The organism is Nocardiopsis coralliicola, assembly GCF_054779695.1.
This window is the reverse complement of record NZ_BAAGXT010000013.1, coordinates 59590-79104: the sequence shown is the minus strand read 5'-3', so window position 1 is coordinate 79104 and position 19515 is coordinate 59590. Positions and strand designations below refer to the sequence as shown.

Genomic DNA, 19515 nt, shown 5'->3' with positions numbered 1-19515 from the left:
GTGACGCTCGATACTGACCAGGTCGACCGCTATCTGGAGCGGATCGGTGCGGAGCGCCCCGGGGCCCTCGACGCCGAGGCCCTGCGGCACCTGCACGAACGCCATCTGCTCTCGGTCCCCTTTGAGACTGTCGACTACCACCTTGGTGCCGACATCCACATGGACGAGCGGGTCGTGGACAAGATCGTCGGCTCCGGGCGCGGCGGTGGATGCAGCGAGATCGCCGTCGGGTTCCACCTGCTGCTGGAGGCGCTCGGCTTCCGCGTTGCTCTCCACCAGGCGCGCGTGCGCATCGCCGGCGGCTTCACGCCGCCCTTCAACCACGCGATCACCAGCGTCCAGACCGCGGACGCGCGCTGGCTCGCTGACGTCGGGTTCGGAAAGTGCAACAGGTTCCCGCTGCGGTTGGGAACAGAGGAGCCGCAGCAGGACCCGCACGGCGAGTTCACCATTCGGTCCGTCCCGGGCGAGCCCGGGACGCACGACGTCTACCGGGACCGCGACCTCCTGTACCGGTTCTCCGACGAGCCGGTCGCTGCGGAGGACGGCAGCCAGGTGCTCTGGTGGTACCGGACCCACCCGATGTCGCCGTTTCTCCAGAACCTCTCGTGCTCCCGCCCCACGGCCGGGGGATGGGCGTTCATGAAGACGACGCGGCGCGGCACCACTCTGGTGGTCACCGACGGACGGGAGCGGAGGGTCGAGAAGCTGACCGAAGAGAGCGAGATCCTCCGGGCCTATTCCGAGCATTTCGGAATCGAGCTGGACCGGCTTCCCGAGCCCAGCCGCTACCTGGACGCGTCCATGAAGATGTCGTACGAGGACGGTACGTGATGGCGGGCCGCCCCTCTCGCGGCCGGCCTCCCGAGCACACGAGGGGATGGCGCCATGTTCGATGAGGAGACCGTCGGCGCGTATCTGGACCGCATCCGCGCCTCGCCGGACCGGGTCGCGCCCCTGGACCGGGGCGCGCTGTTCCACCTCCAGGAGCGCCACGTCCTCTCGGTGCCCTTCGAGAACTTGGATTACCATTCGGGCGACGAGATCTTCATGGACGAGCGGGTCGCCGACAAAGTAGTGCGGAGAGGCCGCGGCGGCGGTTGCTACGAGATCAACACGTCGTTCTATCTGCTGCTGGCGTCGCTGGGGTTCCGCGTGACGCTGCACCAATGCCGCGTGTGGATCGGCGGGAGCCTCAGCGCACCGTACAACCATGTTGTCATGGTCGCCGAAGTCGCGGGTGAGGAATGGCTCGTCGACGTCGGGTTCGGAAAGAACAGCAGACTCCCCCTCGCGTTGGGGGAGCTGGGCAGTCAGCATGACCCCCAGGGCCGTTTCGAGGTGCGCAGGGTCCCGTCGGAGCACGCGTGGGAGGTGCATCGAAGCGGTGTCCCCCAGTACCGCTTCTATGGCGATCCGGTCAAGCTCGCCGACTTCAGCCAGCACCTGTGGTGGTACCGGACGTCCCCGGAATCACCGTTCCTGAGAAACCTGTTCTGCTCGCTGCCGACGGAGGACGGCCGGGTTACACTGACCGGGAGCACCCTCACGGTCATCGGGAGAGAGGGGCGCCGCACCGAGACGATCAATGACGGCGCGGATATCATCGCCGCCTACGAGCGCTACTTCGGAATTGTGCTCGATGCTCCTCCGGTTCCGGGTGAACATTGGGATAATTCAATGCGCATGTCGTTCTTTGCTGATCCATTTTCATCGTGATTCGCGGGCCTGTGAGACTAGCGTCGCCCGGGCGATCTTTCCGGCCCGATAGGGCAGCAGCGCAGTTGTTCTAGGGCGGCCCAGATCTTCAGTTGGGCGCTCGCCCGCCCACCAGGGCCAGGCAGTCGGGCGTGGATCCGGTCGGCCTGCTTCTTCCGCTCCGGCTCGTTCCTCCCCCTGAAGGGGGCACACCGCCGCCGGCGGCACGCCGGCAGAGCCCTTGTCCCAGGCCGAACAGGCCCGCGGCCGCGATCCGCTCGGCGATGCGGAAGATCCGGGCCGCTGTGACGCCGTGCACCGAGTCGAGCGGGCACCCTGACCCACGGCAGCCCGCCGTCAGAATGGCTCACTGCTGATTCCGCGGGTTGAGGCGATCGCCCTGCGGGGCCCACCTGTACCCGTCGGACCTGGCCGCCGGCAGTCGGGCAGTGCGGCCGAATCTGGCCATTGGGTAGGTCTTGGCGGACCGTGGGCGCCGATCGGAACGTGGGAGTGCTGGCCCCCTGCCTCGGCCGGCGCGGGCCTTTCGAAGGGCTCCTCGCCAGGCATGAGGTGCCGGTTAATGGTTCCCGAAGTTGAGACGAGAGTTCTTCTCGCGTTTGTATTTGCGAGGCATTCAAGATCAAATCGCTATTGTTCTCGTGGGCCCCTCGTGATCGGCGTCATGCTGTGTTGGGTCCATTGCGCACCGTAATTTGACCTTTTTGGTGCCTACTGCGACCATGCTGTAGTTTGAGGTAAAAATAATACTGATCATGTCGATCATATCCAGTCGTCCAGCCGGGAGTAGTGAAACGCGGAGGTCGGAGTGCGACTTGTGGGCAGGGATTCCGAGCTCGAGGTTCTCAGAGAATCCTTTTCTGAGAGTCGGAGCGGGTGTCGCAGGACGGTAGTCGTCAGCGGCCGTCCGGCAACCGGAAAAAGTTTACTGCTCAACGAATTCGCGAATTCGGCCTCCGAGTCCGGCGCGGTCGTCCTCGCTGCTTCGGCGGTGTGGTCGGAGCGGAACGTCCGGCAGGGACTACTGGAACAGGTGTTTCGCGACTACGGGACCACGGCGGACGCGGTGTGGGGGCGGCACCGCGACGAGGCCGGACACGGGGCCGGGAACACCGAGCGCGGGGCCGACGGGATAAACTCGGCGCTCCTACGCCGGCTGTGGCGGATCCTGCACGATCTGACTGCGGACCTCCCCGTCGTCATCTGCATTGACGACGTCCACTTCGCCGACGCGGAGTCCCAGCGCTCCCTGCTGTACCTCATGCGGCGCCTCGACTCCGCACCACTGTTCAGCGTGTTCAGTGAGAACCGGCAGCTGCAGCAACCTCCTGCTCCGCTGCTGAGCGAGGCGCTCGGCCAGCCCGGCACCCGCCGCATCCAGTTGCGCGGCCTCGATGTCGCGCGCGTCGCGCAACTGGTCTCCCACTACCGCAGCTGCGACGAGGCCCGCCGCATCGCGTCGGCGGTCCACCAGGTGAGTTCCGGACTTCCCGGGCTCGTCGGCGCCGTCCTCGCCGATTCGGATGACGCCGAGTGCCGGGCAGTCGGCCGGATCCGCACCGGAGAGGCGTTCGGCGGGGCCGCGCTCGGGCTGCTCTCCCGCCACGGCCCTTCGGTGATGGATCTGGCGCGTGCCGTCGCGGTGGTGGATGACGACATCTCATCAGCCGTACTCGGCCGACTCGCCGGCCTCGACCCAGCCTCCACCGAGCAGGGGTTGCGCGCGCTCAGCGAGATCGGCCTGATCTGCCGAGGGCAGTTCCGGCACGCAGCCGTCCGGGAGGCCGTCAGGAACAGCCTCCCCCCGGACGTCGGAGCCGAGTGGCACCGCCGCGCGGCTGAGCTCCTGCGTGAGAACGGCGCGCCGCCTGCCGCCGTCTCACGGCACATCATCGCCGCCGGCTCGGTTGAGGAACCGTGGGTCGTCCCAGTCCTGGGCGAGGCCGCCGTGCGCGCCCTGGACGAGGACGACCCGCACCTCGCGCTCCGCTACCTGCGGCTCGCCCGCCGGCAGAACGGGGGCGGGCACAAGGAGGCGTCGTCGATCCTCGCGGGGCTCGCGCGGGCCGAATGGCGCCTTGACCCGGCGGGGCTCCTGCCCCTCCTGCCTGAGCTCACCGCCGCAGCCCGCGAAGGCCGGCTCACCTTCGGCGACGCCCATTCGCTGATCTCGTATCTGCTCTGGCACGGAAGGGACGACGAGGCGAGCCAACTGGTCGCCCGCCTGTGCGACTACTCGGCCAGCGCGGTCCCGCCGTCCATGACCCGGCAGCTCGGCTGCTGGTTCTCCTACTTCCATCCCGGGCTGCTCACCGGAATCCCCGCGCCGGTCTACGGCGACGCGGCCGACTGCGACTACTCGCTCGCGGCTGCGGTGAACGTCCAGATCCGGCGGACGATGGCGGGCCCCGGAGGAGAGGTCGAGGACGACGCCTCAGTCGGCGCGTCGGCGTGCGCCGTCCTGGAGCGCACCCGGCTGGCCGACGACAGCTTCATGCCGCTCACCTCCGCGCTGGCCATCCTCATGTACATGGAGCGCCTGGACGGAGCCGCCGACTGGTGCGACGCGCTGATGGAGCAGGCCGAGGCCAAGAACAGCGCCACATGGCAGGCCCTGTTCGCGGCGACGCGGGCAATGATCTGCGTCCGCCAGGGCGACCTTGTGATGGCCGCTGAGCTTGCCGACCGCGCGTTCGACATCCTGCCGGTACCGAGCTGGGGCGTCGCCGTCGGCCTGCCCCTGTCTGCGGCGCTCCTGTCCGCCGTGGCGCGGGGCGACCTGGCCGAAGCCGGGCGCCTGCTCGACATACGCGTTCCCGACGCGATGTTCAGCACGCCGTGCGGACTGCACTACATCTACGCGCGCAGCTGGTACTACCTTGCAGTCGGCGGAACGCAGTCGGCTCTCCACGGGTTCGCCCTGTGCGGCCGGCGGATGCGCGAGTGGGGGCTGTCGTTTCCGAACTTCGAAGCGTGGCGCCTCGGCGCCGCCTGCGCGCACCTCAGGCTGGGCGACCCTGCCGAAGCCGAGCGCTACCTGCAGGAGGAACTCGCCGCGGCCTCGTCCCACCACCACCGGCTACGCGGCCATGCGCTGCGCATTCTCGCGAAGGCGCGCGGCGGGGACCCCCTCCTGCTGGCCGGGGCCGCTGAGGAAATGGAGGAGGCGCGGGACCGCTTCGGCCTTGCGCTGGTGACGGCCGACCTCAGCGTGTGCTCCCGTGCGAGCGGGGATGAGCAGCGGGCCGACGCCCTCAGATTTCGCGCCGATGTCCTGGCGAGCCAGAGCGGTGGAGCGGTCTGGCGGTCCTACTCCCACGCCAGCGCCGCGGGGGAAGCGGGTGCGGGCGGGGCGATCCAGGACAATCCTGTGCTCGACGGGCTGAGCGCTGCCCAGCGCCGCGTCGCGACTCTCGCCGCGGCGGGGCACACCAATCGGGAGATATCGGAGAAGCTGCACATCACGGTGAGTACCGTCGAGCAGCACCTCACGAAGGTCTACCGCACCCTCCGAGTGCAGCGCATCGGTCTGAGATGGGTGTTCGAGGGCGAGCAGGGGGGCCGCCGCTCTCCTCGGGGCAGGGGCGATCCGGAGGACGCGCCCCACCCGCCGCCCTTCTCCCACGTCGACTAGCGTCGACGAGCAGCGCCGTGCCGTCCTTCTGCGGCGCCGACAGCCGCGGTGTGCGCGGGGCGCCCGACGAGTGGCCGCCCGCCGCTGCGGCTCAGCGCTGCGCTACGCCTCCGCCTGCGCTCGGGCCGAGGGCGGAAAGGACGTGCTGCGCCAGAAGGTGCGGTGTCGGGAAATCGGTCGTCAGGTCGGTGCTGAGGCGCAGCCCGGTCGCTGCCCCCAGCCGGTTGCGGAGCTCCACCGAGGTGAGCGAGTCGAACCCGAGCTCCTTGAAGGGGCGTCCGGGTTCCACGGCGTCCGGAGAGGACTGTCCGAGGGCCGTGGCGGCGTGTGCGCGCACCGCGTCCAGGACGACCTGCTCCCGGTCGGCCGCGTCCGCGCCGCTGAGCCGCCGGACCAGCGGGGCCTGCGCCGTGTCCGGCTCCGTCCGCGGTGCAGTACCGCCCGCGCGGGTGCCATCCGGTACGGCGGCGCTGGCGACTTCCCGGAGGATCGGGGGGACAAGGCCGCTGTCGCGCAGAACCGCCGTGTCGACCCGCATCGGCACTGGCGTTGGATCGTCGCGGGTGAGGGCGGTGTCGAAGAGGGCCAGCGCGGCGGCGGTCGGCAGCGTGCCCATCCCGGAGCGGCGCATCCGGTCGATGTCGGACTCCTCCAGGTGCCTGGTCATCCCGGTGCGCTCCGCCCACAGGCCCCATGCCAGGGAGCATGCCGGTGCTCCGCGGCCGGCGCGGAATTGCGCCAGTGCGTCCAGGAAGGCGTTGGCCGCCGCGTAATTGGCCTGCCCCGGTTCGCCGAGGACGCCGGCCGCCGAGGAGAACAGGACGAAGGCGGCCACATCCAGGTCCGCGGTGAGCTCGTGCAGGTGCCAGGCGGCGTCCACCTTGGGGCGCAGCACCTTCCGGAGCCGCTCGGGGGTCAAGGAGGAGGTCACCGTGTCGTCCAGGACCCCCGCGGCGTGGACGACGGCGGTGAGCGGATGCGCGTCGGGCACCGCGGCCACCACCGCCTCAAGCTCGGATCGGTCGGACACGTCGCAGGCGGCCACCGCCACTGCGGCCCCTGCCTGGCCGAGCTCGCGGACGAGGGCGTCTGCGCCGGGTGCGCCGCCTCCCCTGCGGCTGGTCAGGACGAGGTGCCGGACTCCGTGCTCCTGCACGAGGTGTCGCGCTATGCGCGCCCCGAGCGAACCCGTTCCGCCGGTGACCAGCACGGTGCCCCTCGGATCCAGGCGGCGCGGCAGGGTGAGCGCCACCTTGCCGACATGCCGGGCGTTCCTCAGGTGGTGGAACGCATCGGGTGCGCTGCGGACGTCCCAGGTGCGGGTCGGGAGCGGCTGCAGCACCCCCCGTTCGAATAGCGAGAGGACCGCGTCCAATGCGGGGCGGATCTGCTCCGGGGCGACCTGCATCAGGTCGAACACCTCGTACCGCACGCCCGGATGGCGCGCCGTGACGTCCTGGGCGTCGCGGATGTCGGTCTTGCCCAATTCGACGAACCGGCCGCCCGGGGAGAGAAGCCGGAGGGAAGCGTCCACGTAGTCCCGCGCGAGCGAATTCAGCACCACGTCGGCCCCGCCGGCAGCGGCGAACCGCGCCTCGAAGTCCAGCGATCGGGAGGAGGCAGCGCAGTGGCCCTCCACGCCGAGCTCGCGGAGCGTCTCGTGCTTGTCCGGGCTCGCCGTGCCGAGCACGCGGGCCCCGAGATGGCGGGCGAGCTGGACAGCGGCCATTCCGACCCCGCCGGTGGCGGCATGGACCAGCACTGACTCGCCCGGGCGCAGGTCCGCGACCTCGACGAGGCAGAGGTAGGCGGTCAGGAAGACGACCGGCATCGAGGCCGCTTCCGGATAGGACCACTCCGGGGGCTTGCGTGCGACCTTCCGCCGGTCCGCTATGGCGACCGGCCCGAAGGCCCGGGGGAAGAGGCCCAGGACCGGGTCCCCGGGGGCGAGGCCGGAGACGCCGTCCCCGACTTCGAGGACGGTCCCCGCCCCTTCGAAGCCCATGTCGTCCGGGGCGACGACGTCCAGGGCGAGGAGCACATCCCGGAAATTGACGCCGGCCGCCCGCACCGCGATCCGGACCTCGTCCGGACCGAGCTGGCGGGATGCCTCCGGGCACGGGACCAGCGCGAGGTGGTCCAGGGTGCCGGGGCGCTCGGTGCTCAACCGCCAGTCCCCGGTGTCCGGTGGCATGAGTTCCGCGCCGGCGCCGGCTTCGGCCAACCGCGGCGTGTGGACCGTCCCGCCGCGGAGTGCCAGTTGCGCTTCGCCGGCGGCGGCCGCCGAGGCGACCGCGGGAAGCGCGGTCCGCGAGGCATCGCTGTCGTCGGTGTCGACGAGCACCAGCCGGTCCGGATGCTCCGACTGGGCCGACCGCACCAGCCCCCATACAGCGGCGTGGTCCGGCCGGACCGCTTCGCTGCCGCCGCCGGCGACGCCGACCGCTCCGCGGGTGAGGAGGAACAGGCGCGACGCGGAGAACCGCGCGTCGCCCGTCCACTCCTGCACCAGCCGGAGTGCGGTCTCGGCGGCGGCGCGGGCGCGCTCGGGCACGGGCCGGTCGGCGGCGGGCAGGGTCGGGATTGCGGCAATGACGGACCCTGGAGGCTCCGCTCCCTGCGCCACGGAGGCGGCGAGCTCTGCCAGGTCGGTGAATACGGGGACGCCCGGGTGGCGGGCGCCCAGCGTCCCGTCCGCGCCCTCCGCATCCACCAGGGCCCAGGACGGCGCCGCCCCGGGGCGGGCGCCGGCGACCTCGCGCCACTCCGTGCGGTAGAGGTCGGCAGCGGGGCGCCGCCCCGGACGCAGCCGTTCAGGTGCCGCGGCGCGCAGCTCCAAACCGCCGATCGAGCAGACGCGGGCCCCGGCGGAATCGGCGCATTCGAGTGCCATTCCGTCTGCGGTCGGCACCATGCTCACCCGCAGCGCGTCTGCACCGGACCGGTGCAGTTGGACGCCGGTCCAGGCGAACGGCAGCAGCAGACGGCCGTCCTGCCCCGCAACTGCGGACGGGCCGAAGCGGAGCCAGGCATGCAGTGCGCAGTCCAGGAGAGCGGGGTGGACGCCGTACCCGTCGGCGGTCAGGCTGGCGGCGCCGGGCAGGGCCATCTCGGCGAAGAGCTCGCCGCCGCGCCGCCAGACCGCGTTCAGTCCGCGGAAGGCCGGGCCGTATTCGTACCCCCGCGCGGCGAGCTCGCCGTAGACGCCGCCGATGTCGACCGGTTCGGCTCCCGGCGGCGGCCACGCGCTCTCTCCGGCATCGGCAGCGCTCGCTGGATCCTCCGCCGAGGGCCCACCGCGTTCAAGCACGCCCTCGGCGTGCCTCGTCCACGGACCGTTCGGCGCACTGTCCGCCCGGCTGTGCACGCCGACCCGCCGGCGTCCGCTCTGGTCTGGCCCCTCCACCAGGACCCGGATCGCCGCGCTTCCGCTTGCGGGGAGGCGCAGCGGCTGTTCGAGCCGGAGCTCTTCGATGCGCTCGGCGCCCGTCCGGCGGCCCGCGGCAGCGACGATATCGAGCAGGGCGGTGCCCGGGACGAGGGTTGTGCCCACTACTCCGTGGTCCGCCAGCCAGGCTTCGGAGTGTGCGGAGAGCGTCCCGGTGAAGAGTACGCCGTCCGGCGGCAGTTCGACTTCGGCGTCGAGCAGGGGGTGCTCCGGCGCGGTGATGCCGGCCGCGCCGGGCGCCGCTGCGGCGCGCTCGGGAGCGGCCCAGTAGCGCCGGCGCTGGAAGGCGTAGGTGGGGAGTTCGACGTGGTCGGCGTCGGGGAGCACCGCATTCCAGTCCACTGCGGCGCCGTGCGTGTAGGCCTGGGCGGCCGCCGCCGCGAACTCGCTCCGGCCGCCCCGCTCACGGCGCAGCGTTCCGACGGCCGCGCCGCCCCCGCCGTACTCGTCGCAGCTGCTCTGGACACCGGTGGTGAGCACGGGGTGCGGGCTGGCCTCGAGGAAGAGGCGGTGGCCGGATTCGAGCAGTGCGCCCACTGCCGGCGCGAAGCGGACCGGGTTCCGCAGGTTCGAATACCAGTACGCGGGGTCCAGCGCCGACGTGTCGAGGGGACCGCCGGTGAGCGTGGAGTAGAAGGGGATGGCCGACGTGCGCGGCGCAATGCCGGCGAGGCTGCCGAGCAGCCGCTGTTCCACGTCGGATACGTCCGGGGTATGCGAGGCGTAGTCGACGTCGATGCGCCGGGCGTCCACTGCGTCGTTCCGGCAGGCATGGAGGAACTCAGCCAGTGCCTGGGCGGAGCCCGCCACGGCGGTTGACCGCGGACCGTTGAGCGCCGCCACGTGCAGGCGTCCCGCCCAGGGCCCGATGCGGCGCTCCACTTCAGCGGCGGGCAGCGGCACCGAGGCCATCCCGCCGGTCCCGGCCAGCGCCATGATGGCCCGGCTGCGTGCCGCGACAACCGCTGCGCCGTCCGCGAGGGTCAGCCCGCCGGCGACGCATGCCGCCGCAATCTCCCCCTGGGAGTGGCCGACGACGGCGTCCGGAGTGACCCCGTGCGAGCGCCACTCGGCGGCCAGCCCGACCATCATCGCGAACAGGGCGGGCTGGACCACGTCCGCCCTGGACAGGGGTGGTGTGCCGGCGGCTCCGCGCAGCACGTCGACGAGCGGCCATCCGGTGAGCGGGTCGAGGGCGTCGGCGCACTGCTCGATGGCCTCGCGGAAGACGCGGGAGGCGCCGAGCATTCCCGCGCCCATCCCCGCCCACTGCGCACCCTGGCCGGGAAAGACGAAGACCGTGCCGCCGCGGGCCGCCGAGCCAGCGAGTACGTTGGGCCGCGGCTCTTCGCGGGCGAGTCCGTCCAGGCCGTCGAGCAGAGCGGCCCGGTCCGACCCCAGGACCACGGCACGGTGCTCGTAGCCGCTTCGGGAGGCCGCCAGAGAGCGGGCGATTCCCGCGTCATCCAGCTCGGGGCGGTCTGCGGCGAATTCGTGCAGCCGGGCCGCCTGCGCGGCGAGGGCCGCACTGCTGTGCGCGGAGAGGGGCCAGAGAGCCGGTCCGGGCGCATCCCTCGGGCCGTCCGTGCTGGGGGGACGGACGGCCCGGAGCCCGCACGCATCTTCCTCGGCGGGCTCCTCCACGATGAGGTGGGAGTTGGTCCCGCTGATCCCGAAGGACGACACCGCCGCCCGCCGCGGCCGGTCCCCGCGCCGCCACTCCACCGCTTCGCGCAGCAGCGACACGTGTCCCGCGGACCAGTCCACATGGCGGCTCGGCTCCTCGGCGTACAGGGTCGGCGGGAGGGTCCCGTGCCGCATGGCCTGGACCATCTTGATCAGGCCGCCCACACCCGCCGCGGCCTGGGCGTGGCCGATGTTCGACTTGAAGGATCCGAGCCGCGCCGGAGCGCCGGGGGAGCGGCCCTGCCCATAGGTGGCCAGCAGCGCCTCGGCCTCAATGGGGTCTCCGAGGGACGTCCCCGTTCCGTGCCCTTCGATCGCGTCGACTTCGCCGGCCTGCAGGCCGGCGTCGGCGAGGGCGGCCCGGATGACCTGCTCCTGCGCCGGGCCGCTGGGGGAGGTGAGCCCGTTGCTGGCCCCGTCCTGGTTGACGGCGCTGCCGCGGACGACCGCGAGCACCGGGTGGCCCCGGCGCCGCGCCTCGGACAGCCGCTCCAGCAGTACGAGGCCCACACCCTCCGACCAGGCCGTTCCGTCGGCGTCCGCGCCGAACGGCTTGCAGCGCCCGTCCGGGGCGAGTCCGCGCTGCCGGCTGAACTCCACGAACATTCCGGGTGTCGCCATGACCGCGGCCCCGCCTGCGAGGGCGAGTCCGCATTCGCCGCGCTGTACCGCACGTGCCGCCATGTGGATCGCGACGAGAGAGGAGGAGCACGCTGTGTCCACGGTGAGGGCCGGCCCCCGGAAGCCGTACGCATAGGCGAGCCGTCCGGAGGCGACGCTCGACGTCCCACCGGTCAGCAGATACCCGCTGATGCCCTGTTCGTCGGCGTGCTCGCCCAGCCGAGGGCCGTAGTCCTGGGCGGTGGCGCCTACGTAGACGCCGACGCTGTGCCCCGCCAGCCTGCGGGGATCGAGCCCGGAGCGTTCGAGCGCCTCGTGGGCAACCTCCAGCAGCAGGCGCTGCTGGGGGTCCATGGCGGTGGCCTCGCGCGGGTTGATGCCGAAGAACGCGGCGTCGAATTCATCGGCGTCGTGGAGGAACCCGCCCCGTTGCGCCAATGAGGTACCGGGGCGTTCACCGGCGGGGTCGTAGAGCCTGCCGAGATCCCATCCCCGGTTCCGGGGGAAGCCGGAGGTCGCGTCGCGCCCTTCGCTGACCAGCCGCCACAGGTCGTCAGGGGTGTGCACGTCGCCCGGGTACCGGCACCCCATACCTACGATCGCGACCGGGTCCCCGCCGGCGGGCGCGAAGGGGGCGCCATCGCCGTTCGGTCGGTCCTCGGGGGCGTCAACCGTGTTGGCCAAGTAGTCGATGAGGGCGACCGGAGTCGGATGGCTGTACACCAGCGCTGTAGGAAGCGGGACGCCGACCTCCTCCTGGAGCAGGGTGCGCAGCTCGACCGCCATGCGGGAGTCCAGCCCGAGGTCCGTGAACGGGCGCTGCGCGTCGATGCCGGACGGGTCCGCGTAGCCGAGCACCGATGCCAGGGCGGAATGCACGGCCCGGTGCATGCGCGGCCCGGTGCCCTCCGCGGATGCCGGTTGTGCCGCGCTCTCCTGCGCCGCCGGCGGCGTCCCCGAGTCGGCCTGCTCACGGCCGCTGCCCGCAGCTTCCGCCGCGTCCGCCGGCAGCCAGTGCGGGCTGCGCTGGAATGCGTAGGTGGGCAGGTCAACCGTGCGCGCGTCGGGACCGAAGACCGCGCGCCAGTCGATGTCGGCGCCGCGTACGTGCAGCCACCCCAGCGCGGAGGCGACCGACCGCCCTTCGTCCGCCCCCTCCGCGCCACCGGAACCGCCGGCGTCCATGGCGGCGGCGAAGCCGCACGCGGTTCCGGCGACGTTCTCCTGGCCCATCACCGTAAGCCCGTGGCCGGGGCCCAGCTCCAGGAAATGGCGGGCTCCGAGCTCCTGCAGGGCCGCGACCGCCGCGCCGTAGCGGACTGGTCGGCGCACGTGGGAGGCCCAGTACTCCGGGGAGCGCACTTCGTCCTCCGTCGCAAGGCGCCCCGTCACCGTGGAGATCAGCCGGGGCCCCCGGGGAGGCCGCAAGGAGAGCCCGCTCGCGACCGCGCGCATGTCCTCGACGACCGGGTCCATCAGCGGGGAGTGGAAGGCGTGGCTGACCTTGAGGCGCCGGGTGGTGCGCCCGAGCGCGGCGAAGCTGTCGGCCACGGCGGCGGCCGCCACCTCCTCCCCGGCGACCACCGTGGAGCGGGGACCGTTGACCGCGGCCAGACCGAGCTGCCCGTCGGCCCCGTCGAGCCAGGAGCGGACCTCGGACTCGGAAGCCTGCAGGGCGAACATCGCCCCTTCCGCGGGGAGTTCGGCCATAAGGCGCCCGCGCGCGGCGATCAGTGCGCAGGCGTCCGGCAGGGAGAAGACGCCGGCGATATGCGCGGCGGCGATCTCACCGACCGAATGGCCCGCGACGAAGTCGGGGCACGCCCCCCAACTCTCGAAAAGCCGGTACAGCGCGACCTCGACCGTGAACAGGGCGGCCTGGGTGAAGTCCGTGCGGTTCAGCAGCGCCGCCTCAGGAGAGCCGGGGGCGCCCCGGAGGACGGTGCCGATCGGGCGTTCGAGCAGCGGATCGAGTTCGCTCCGGACGGCGTCGGCGGCGTCGGAGAACGCGGGGAACCGGTCGTACAGCAGGCATCCCATGCCCGGCTGCTGGAACCCCTGGCCGGAGAACAGGAACGCAAGGTCCCCCGGCACCGTGCGGCCGCGGAGCACTGACCGCTGGGGACGCCCCTCCGCCAGGGCCCGCAGTCCGTCGGCGAGGTCGGCGCGGTCTGCGCCGACGACCGCGGCCCGGTGTTCGAAGCCGGACCGGGTGGTCGCCAGGGAGAAGCCGGTATCGCCGGTCCTGCACGTGCCCTCGGCAACCTGCTGGAGCCGGTCCGCCTGGGAGCGCACGGCCCGGTCGGACCGGCCGGACACGACCCAGAGCGGCGGCCCTTCTGCCCCCGCCCGCACGTCCGCCTCGGGCGGGGGCGCACCCAGTACCAGGTGGCAGTTGGTGCCGCCCATCCCGAAGGAGGAGACACCGGCGATGAGCTCCTGCTCTGGCGCAGGCCAGGGGCCTGTCCGGGATCGCACCTCCAGGCCCAGCTTGCGCAGGGGGATGCGGGGGTTCGGCCGGGTGAAGTGCAGACTGGCGGGGATCTCCCTGTGGCGGATGCTGAGCGTGGCCTTCAGGAGGCCGACGATCCCGGCGGCCCCTTCGAGGTGTCCCACGTTGGTCTTCGCCGACCCGACCCCTAGCGGGCGCCGCCCCTGCCGCGCACCGAGCGCGTCCCCCAGTGCGGCCGCTTCGACCGGATCGCCGACCGGGGTCCCGGTTCCGTGCAGTTCGACGTACTGGACATCGGCCGGGTCGACACCTGCGTCGCGCCAGGCCTCGGTGAGCAGCCGCTCCTGGGCGCCGCGCCCGGGAACCGTCAATCCCTCCGTGGCGCCGTCGCTGTTCGTGGCTCCGCCGCGGATGACGCAGTGGATGCGGTCCCCGTCTGCGAGGGCGCGGGACAGCGGTTTGAGGAGCACGGCTCCGCCGCCCTCCCCGCGGACGTAGCCGTCGGCCTGCGCATCGAACACGGCGCAGCGGCCCGCCGGGGACAAGGCACCGAAGGCGCGCGAACTCTCCGTGCTCTCCGGGGCGAGGATCAGGCTGACGCCGCCCGCGATCGCCAGGTCGGACTCGCCGCGCCGCAGGCTCTCGATCGCGAGGTGGACGCTGACCAGCGACGATGATTGCCCGGTGTCCACCACCATGCTCGGACCGTTCAGGCCCAGGGCGTAGGAGACCCGGTTGGCGATCATGGACCGGTGCACCCCGGTCATGGTGTGGCCGGTGACGGCGCAGTCTCCGAGCCCGTAGGTGCGTGCGGCGTAGTCGTCCCAGGCCGTCCCGGCGAACACCGCAGTGCGGCTCCCGCGCAGCGCCGCCGGATCGAGACGTGCCTCCTCGACCGCTTCCCAGCTCAGCTCCAGCATGAGCCGCTGCCGGGGGTCCATCGCCGCGGCTTCGCGGGGAGAGATGCCGAAGAAGTCGGCATCGAACGCCTCGACCCCGTCCAGATAGCCGCCGCGGAGTCCGCTGAGCCCGCGCCGGTCCTCCGGCGGCGGGCCGACCGCGTCGATGCCGTCGCGCAGAAGGGTCCAGAATTCCGCCGGGTCCGCCGCGGACGGCAGCCGACATGCCATGCCGATGACTGCGATCGGATCGTTCACGGGTGCCGCCCTCCCAGGGTCGCTTCCGTCGGCGTGCTGCCGGGCGCCCCCGGCGGCCGCGGCACCGCCCCGCGGTCGATGGCGTGCCCTTCGGCTGCGATGCGGGCCGCCGCGTCGCGGAGCGCCGCCCGATCGGCCGCGGCGTCGCCCGACTTCGCCGGCAGCAGCCCGGTGACAGCGGTGCGGCCGGCGGCGGCCTCCGGCCGGCGGAGTGCCAGCGCACCGAGGCCTCTGCCGGGGCCCGCTTCCACCAGGAGATAGTCGCGCTCGCGGAGCATCCGCTGGAGGGTCGGGCCGAAGTACACGGGATCGGCCGGTTGGGAGGCCCAGAAATCCGGGTTCCGCGCCACCGAGTCGGGAAGCGGTCCACCGAGATAGGCGGAGAACACGGTGGTTCCCGGGTCGGGGCACCTGAGATCCAGGCCGCGCCAGACGTGGGCCGAGCGGGCCGTCGCCTCCGCCATGGCGGGGCTGTGGAACGCCTGCCGCGCCCGCGCGCGTCGGCAGGTGAAGCCGTCTGCGCGGAGCCGGCGCGCGGTGTCGGCGAGCGGCCGGTCGAGGCCTGCAAGCAGAAGCTGGCGCGGAGCGTTGACCGCACCGACCGCCACTCCCTCGGAGAGGTAGGGGCCGACGTCCTCTACCGAGGCGGCGACCGCGAGCATCCCCCCGTCCGGTGTGTCGGCGAGGTGCCGGATCCGTTCGAGGATGAGGCGGGCCCCGTCCTCGAAGTCGAACACGCCGGCGAGCGCGGCGGCGGCCAGCTCGCCCACGCTATGGCCGAGCAGCGCCGCGGGGCGCACCCCCCAGTTCAGCACCGTCCGCCCGAGTGCGTAGTCGATGGCGTAGAGCAGGGGCTGGGAGCGCCGCCCGTCGTCGAGGAGCTCGGGTGCACCGCCGGAGAGCCAATGCCCCCTGATCCGTGCCCCCTCGTCGCCCCAGAGCGCGAAGGCGGAGTCCATCACCTCGGTGAAGACCGGTACGTGGCCGTAGAGCCCCGCTCCCATCAGCACCTGCTGGGCCCCCTGGCCGGGAAACAGCAGAGCGACGGGGCGCCCGGGGTTGTCGTGCGGGTTCGCCATGGTGCCATGCCCCTGTCGTTCGGTACGGCTCGCCTGGACGGCGCCATGGGATCGTCGCCGCGCGATCTCAAAGACGGATAGAGGACGGCTGGACGCGGTGGGGGCGTGCGACCGCTGGATCGAAGCTCGAACCATCCCTGAGATTCCGGTGCCAGCCTCGGGTCAGACGTTCTCGCGACCTGGGGAGCCTGCTGATGACCGGAAGCCCGCCGATCCCCGAGTGGGTCGCCTGCCGCCGGTGCAGGGCACTGGTCTACGGCAAGCGGTTCCAGCGCGAGCTCCTCGTATGCCCCGAGTGCGGCGACCATGCGCCGGTCGGCGCGATGGGGCGCTTGGCGCAACTGCTGGACGAGGGGAGTACCGCGCCGCTGGCGCCGCCGCCCACCCCCGACGACCCGCTCGGTTTCGTCGATACCGTCCCCTACCGGGACCGGCTCGAAGAGGCGCGGCGCGCGACCGGGCTGGACGAGGCGGTGGTCTGTGCGCGCGGCGTGATCCGCGGCTTCCCGGTCGTGGCGGCCGCCATGGACTTCCGCTTCCTCGGCGGCAGTCTCGGGACCGCCGTGGGGAGGAGGATCACCCACGCCGCGGACACGGCCCTAGCCGACCGCACCCCCTTGGTCCTGGTCACAGCCTCCGGAGGAGCGCGGATGCAGGAGGGCATCCTCGCCCTCATGCAGATGGCGGCCACGAGCGGTGCGCTCGCCGAGCTCGACGAGGCCGGTGTGCTCACCGTCTCCGTGGTCACCGATCCGACCTACGCGGGCGTGGCGGCGTCGTTCGCCACGCTGAGCGACATTATCATCGCCGAGCCCGGAGCCCGGATGGGGTTCACGGGCCCACGGGTGATCGAGCAGACCATCGGCGAGCGCCTCCCGGAGGGCTTCCAGACCGCCGAAGCGCTCATCCGCCACGGACTGATCGACGCGATCCGTCCGCGATCCGACCTGCGCTCGACCCTCGGCCAGCTCCTCTCGCTCTCGGCACCCGCCCCGGCGGCTGGCGGCGGTCCGGGCGCTGCATTGGCCGACGTGTTCGAGCGAAACCCCGAGAGCCTGGCCGCCAGCGATCCGTGGGAGCGGGTGGGGCAGGCCCGCAGCGCCGAGAGGCCGACCACGCTGGACTACATTTCGGTAGTCGGCGAGGACTTCGTGGAGTTGCACGGCGACCGCGCCTCCGGGGACAGCCCCGCGATTGTCGGGGGGATGGCCCGGGTCGGCGGCCGGGCGGTGATGGTGATCGGCCACCAGAAGGGCCACGGCACCGCCGAACTCATCGCCCGCGACTTCGGGATGCCGACCCCGGACGGATACCGGAAGGCCGCGCGCCTCCTCCGGCTGGCCGCGAAGCTGGGCCTGCCTGTCCTGACGCTCATCGATACGCCGGGCGCCCATCCCGGGGTCGAGGGGGAAAGGATGGGCCAGGCGTTCGCGATCGCCGACAACCTCCGGCTGATGTCGCGGCTTCCGGTCCCCATCGTCGCAGTCGTCACCGGCGAGGGCGGCAGCGGCGGCGCCCTCGCCCTGGGGGTCGCCGACCGCGTGCTGTGCTTCCCCTCCTCGATCTACTCCGTCATCAGTCCGGAGGGGTGCGCGGCCATCCTGTGGCGGGACCGCGGCAAGGCGCCGGCAGCCGCTGCCGCATTGGGCCTCGACGCCGGCGAGCAGCTCCGCGTCGGAGCGGTCGACGCGATCGTGCCCGAACCCGACGCGGGGGTGCAGAGCGATCTCATCGGGGCTGCCGTGCTGCTGGAGAGGGCAGTCGGCGCAGCATTCGACGAGCTCGCCCCACTGCCGGCCGGCGAACTGCTGCGCCGCCGCCGGCGGCGCTTCCGCCGATTCAATGCCGCTGCGGCGAGCGGAGAGGAACGTGGGGCCAGGTGAACGAAGCGACCACCATCGAAGAGGTCTTCCGCCGCGCTGCGGCGCTCTCGGGGGAACCGGCCCGGCCCTTGCTCCGGGTCAGGGTGCAGACCCCCGACGTGACCGTGGAGCTCGAATGGGCGGACACCGGAGAAGCCCCGGCGAAGGGTGCGGCCGGGCTCCACGGCGACGCGGACTCCGACGCCGCCCTCGCGCCCTCCGACGCGCACGAGCACATATCTGCACCGCTGGTCGGAACCTTTTACGCCGCGGCTGGACCGGGTGAGCCCCCGTTCGTGCGCCCCGGCGACACCGTTGAGCCGGGCCAGCAGGTCGGGATCGTCGAGGCGATGAAACTGATGAACGCCGTCGAAGCCGACCAGGCGGGCCGCGTCGTGGAGGTGCTGGTACCCGACGGGGCCGGGGTCGAGTTCGGGCAACCGCTCATCGCGCTCACCTCCGGCGGGGACTGGGGCCCGGCCGGATCCAGTGAGGAGCACCATGTTCAGCACAGTACTCATCGCCAACCGCGGTGAGATCGCACTCAGAATCGCCAGAACGTGCCGGGAGATGGGCATCCGCACGGTGGCGGTGCTGTCGGCGGCCGACGAGGAAGCGGCCGTCGCCCGGGTTGCCGACCAGGTGGTCCGCATCGGCCCCGCCCAGCCCAGACGCAGCTACCTGAGTATCCCCGCGCTGGTCGAGGCGGCACTGCAGTCCGGCGCCGAAGCGATCCATCCCGGCTACGGGTTCCTCTCTGAGGACCCCGACTTCGCGGAAGTGTGCGCGGCCCGGGGCCTGGCCTTCATCGGCCCGCCGCTCGACGTGATGGCACGCCTGGGAGACAAGGCCGAAGCCCGCCGGATCATGGCTGCGGCGGGCCTGCCCGTGCCGCCCGGGACCGAGGCCATCGAGGGCAGCGCGGCCGATGCCAAGCGCCGTGCCGGCGAACTCGGCTATCCCTTGATGGTCAAAGCAGCGGCCGGCGGCGGAGGCCGGGGCATGGCGCCGGTGCGCGGACCGCGCGAGTTCGTCCGGGTGTTCCGGGAGACGCAGGCGGCAGCCCGCTCCCTGTTCGGCGACGGCAGGGTCTATCTCGAACGCCTCGTGGAATCAGCACGGCACATCGAGGTCCAGGTGCTGTGCGACCAGTACGGCAACGGCGTGCACCTCGGCGAACGCGACTGCTCGGTGCAGCGCAGGAACCAGAAGCTCGTGGAGGAGAGCCCGGCGGCGGGCTGCGGCCGGGCGCTTCTGGACCGCATGTGCGAGACGGCGGTCAAGGCTGCCCTGAGCTGCGGTTTCACCGGAGTGGGGACCTTCGAGTTCCTGCTCGACGGCGATGAGTTCTACTTCATGGAGATCAATACCCGCATCCAGGTGGAGCACCCGGTGACCGAGATGGTCGTCGGCCGCGACCTGGTGCGCGAGCAGATCAGGGTCGCCGCTGGACAACCGCTCGGCTTCGGGCAGCACGAGGTGGACCGGTACGGCGCGGCGATCGAGTGCCGCATCAACGCCGAGGACACCGAGCGCGGCTTCCTGCCCGCACCGGGCACTCTGACCCGGTTCCATCCGCCCGGCGGTCCTTTTGTGCGCGTGGACACCGACGCGTACCAGGGGTACCGGATCCCGTCCGATTACGACCCCCTGGTGGCGAAAGTGATCGCCTGGGGGCGGGACCGGGACGAGGCCATCGCCCGCATGGACCGGGCCCTCGGCGAATTCGCGATCGACGGCCCCGGCGTGCACACCACCTCGGGGCTCCTCCGCAGGGTGGTCGCCGATCCGCGGTTCCGGCATGCCAAGCACACCACTGCCCTGCTGCAGGAGATGGACCTCGACGACGCGTAGAGG

8 protein-coding genes are annotated in these 19515 nt (G+C 72.2%); 6 read left to right on the top strand and 2 right to left on the bottom strand.

What is annotated here, in order from left to right; translation table 11 throughout:
• From ACYVGT_RS12280 to ACYVGT_RS12270, 3 genes are all read left to right on the top strand, one after another.
• Entirely contained in the window at window positions 1–834 is an 834-nt protein-coding gene (locus ACYVGT_RS12280; RefSeq protein WP_460857321.1) for an arylamine N-acetyltransferase family protein, read from the top strand.
• Window positions 835–888: 54 nt separating this feature from the next.
• Window positions 889–1719, top strand: coding sequence for an arylamine N-acetyltransferase family protein (locus ACYVGT_RS12275; protein ID WP_460857319.1), 831 nt, complete (start codon window positions 889–891; stop codon window positions 1717–1719).
• Window positions 1720–2527: 808 nt separating this feature from the next.
• A complete protein-coding gene (locus ACYVGT_RS12270) occupies window positions 2528–5353 on the top strand; it encodes a helix-turn-helix transcriptional regulator (protein ID WP_460857317.1) in 2826 nt (941 codons plus the stop codon).
• A gap of 91 nt (window positions 5354–5444) precedes the next feature.
• Here the strand turns inward: ACYVGT_RS12270 and ACYVGT_RS12265 are convergent, their stop codons facing one another.
• Window positions 5445–14717, bottom strand: coding sequence for a type I polyketide synthase (locus ACYVGT_RS12265; RefSeq protein ID WP_460857315.1), 9273 nt, complete (start codon window positions 14715–14717; stop codon window positions 5445–5447).
• Window positions 14714–15796 carry an acyltransferase domain-containing protein gene (locus tag ACYVGT_RS12260; RefSeq protein ID WP_460857313.1) on the bottom strand — a complete coding sequence of 361 codons (1083 nt, stop codon included), beginning with the start codon at window positions 15794–15796 and terminating at the stop codon, window positions 14714–14716. The genes ACYVGT_RS12265 and ACYVGT_RS12260 overlap by 4 nt, the downstream gene beginning before the upstream one ends.
• A gap of 194 nt (window positions 15797–15990) precedes the next feature.
• On the opposite strand from ACYVGT_RS12260, the gene accD reads away from it, so the two are divergent.
• Genes accD through ACYVGT_RS12245 form a run of 3 tightly spaced genes read left to right on the top strand, consistent with a single transcriptional unit; the run spans window position 15991 to window position 19512 of the window.
• Window positions 15991–17679: an acetyl-CoA carboxylase, carboxyltransferase subunit beta gene (gene accD / locus ACYVGT_RS12255; protein WP_460857312.1), complete on the top strand. Its 1689-nt coding sequence runs from the start codon at window positions 15991–15993 to the stop codon at window positions 17677–17679.
• The gene (locus ACYVGT_RS12250) at window positions 17676–18194 is read left to right on the top strand and encodes an acetyl-CoA carboxylase biotin carboxyl carrier protein (RefSeq protein WP_460857311.1); all 519 of its coding nucleotides are present in this window, start codon (window positions 17676–17678) and stop codon (window positions 18192–18194) included. Before accD ends, ACYVGT_RS12250 begins: the two co-directional genes overlap by 4 nt.
• On the top strand, window positions 18160–19512 hold the full coding sequence (locus ACYVGT_RS12245) for an acetyl-CoA carboxylase biotin carboxylase subunit (RefSeq protein WP_460857308.1): 1353 nt from the start codon (window positions 18160–18162) through the stop codon (window positions 19510–19512). Before ACYVGT_RS12250 ends, ACYVGT_RS12245 begins: the two co-directional genes overlap by 35 nt.
• The last annotated feature ends 3 nt before the right edge of the window (window positions 19513–19515 follow it).

Bases quoted from the DNA above. Each gene is read 5' to 3' on its own strand.
- accD (WP_460857312.1), top strand. From the start codon at position 15,991: ATGACCGGAAGCCCGCCGATCCCCGAGTGGGTCGCCTGCCGCCGGTGC.
- ACYVGT_RS12245 (WP_460857308.1), top strand. From the start codon at position 18,160: ATGTTCAGCACAGTACTCATCGCCAACCGCGGTGAGATCGCACTCAGA.
- ACYVGT_RS12275 (WP_460857319.1), top strand. From the start codon at position 889: ATGTTCGATGAGGAGACCGTCGGCGCGTATCTGGACCGCATCCGCGCC.
- ACYVGT_RS12260 (WP_460857313.1), bottom strand. From the start codon at position 15,796: ATGGCGAACCCGCACGACAACCCCGGGCGCCCCGTCGCTCTGCTGTTT.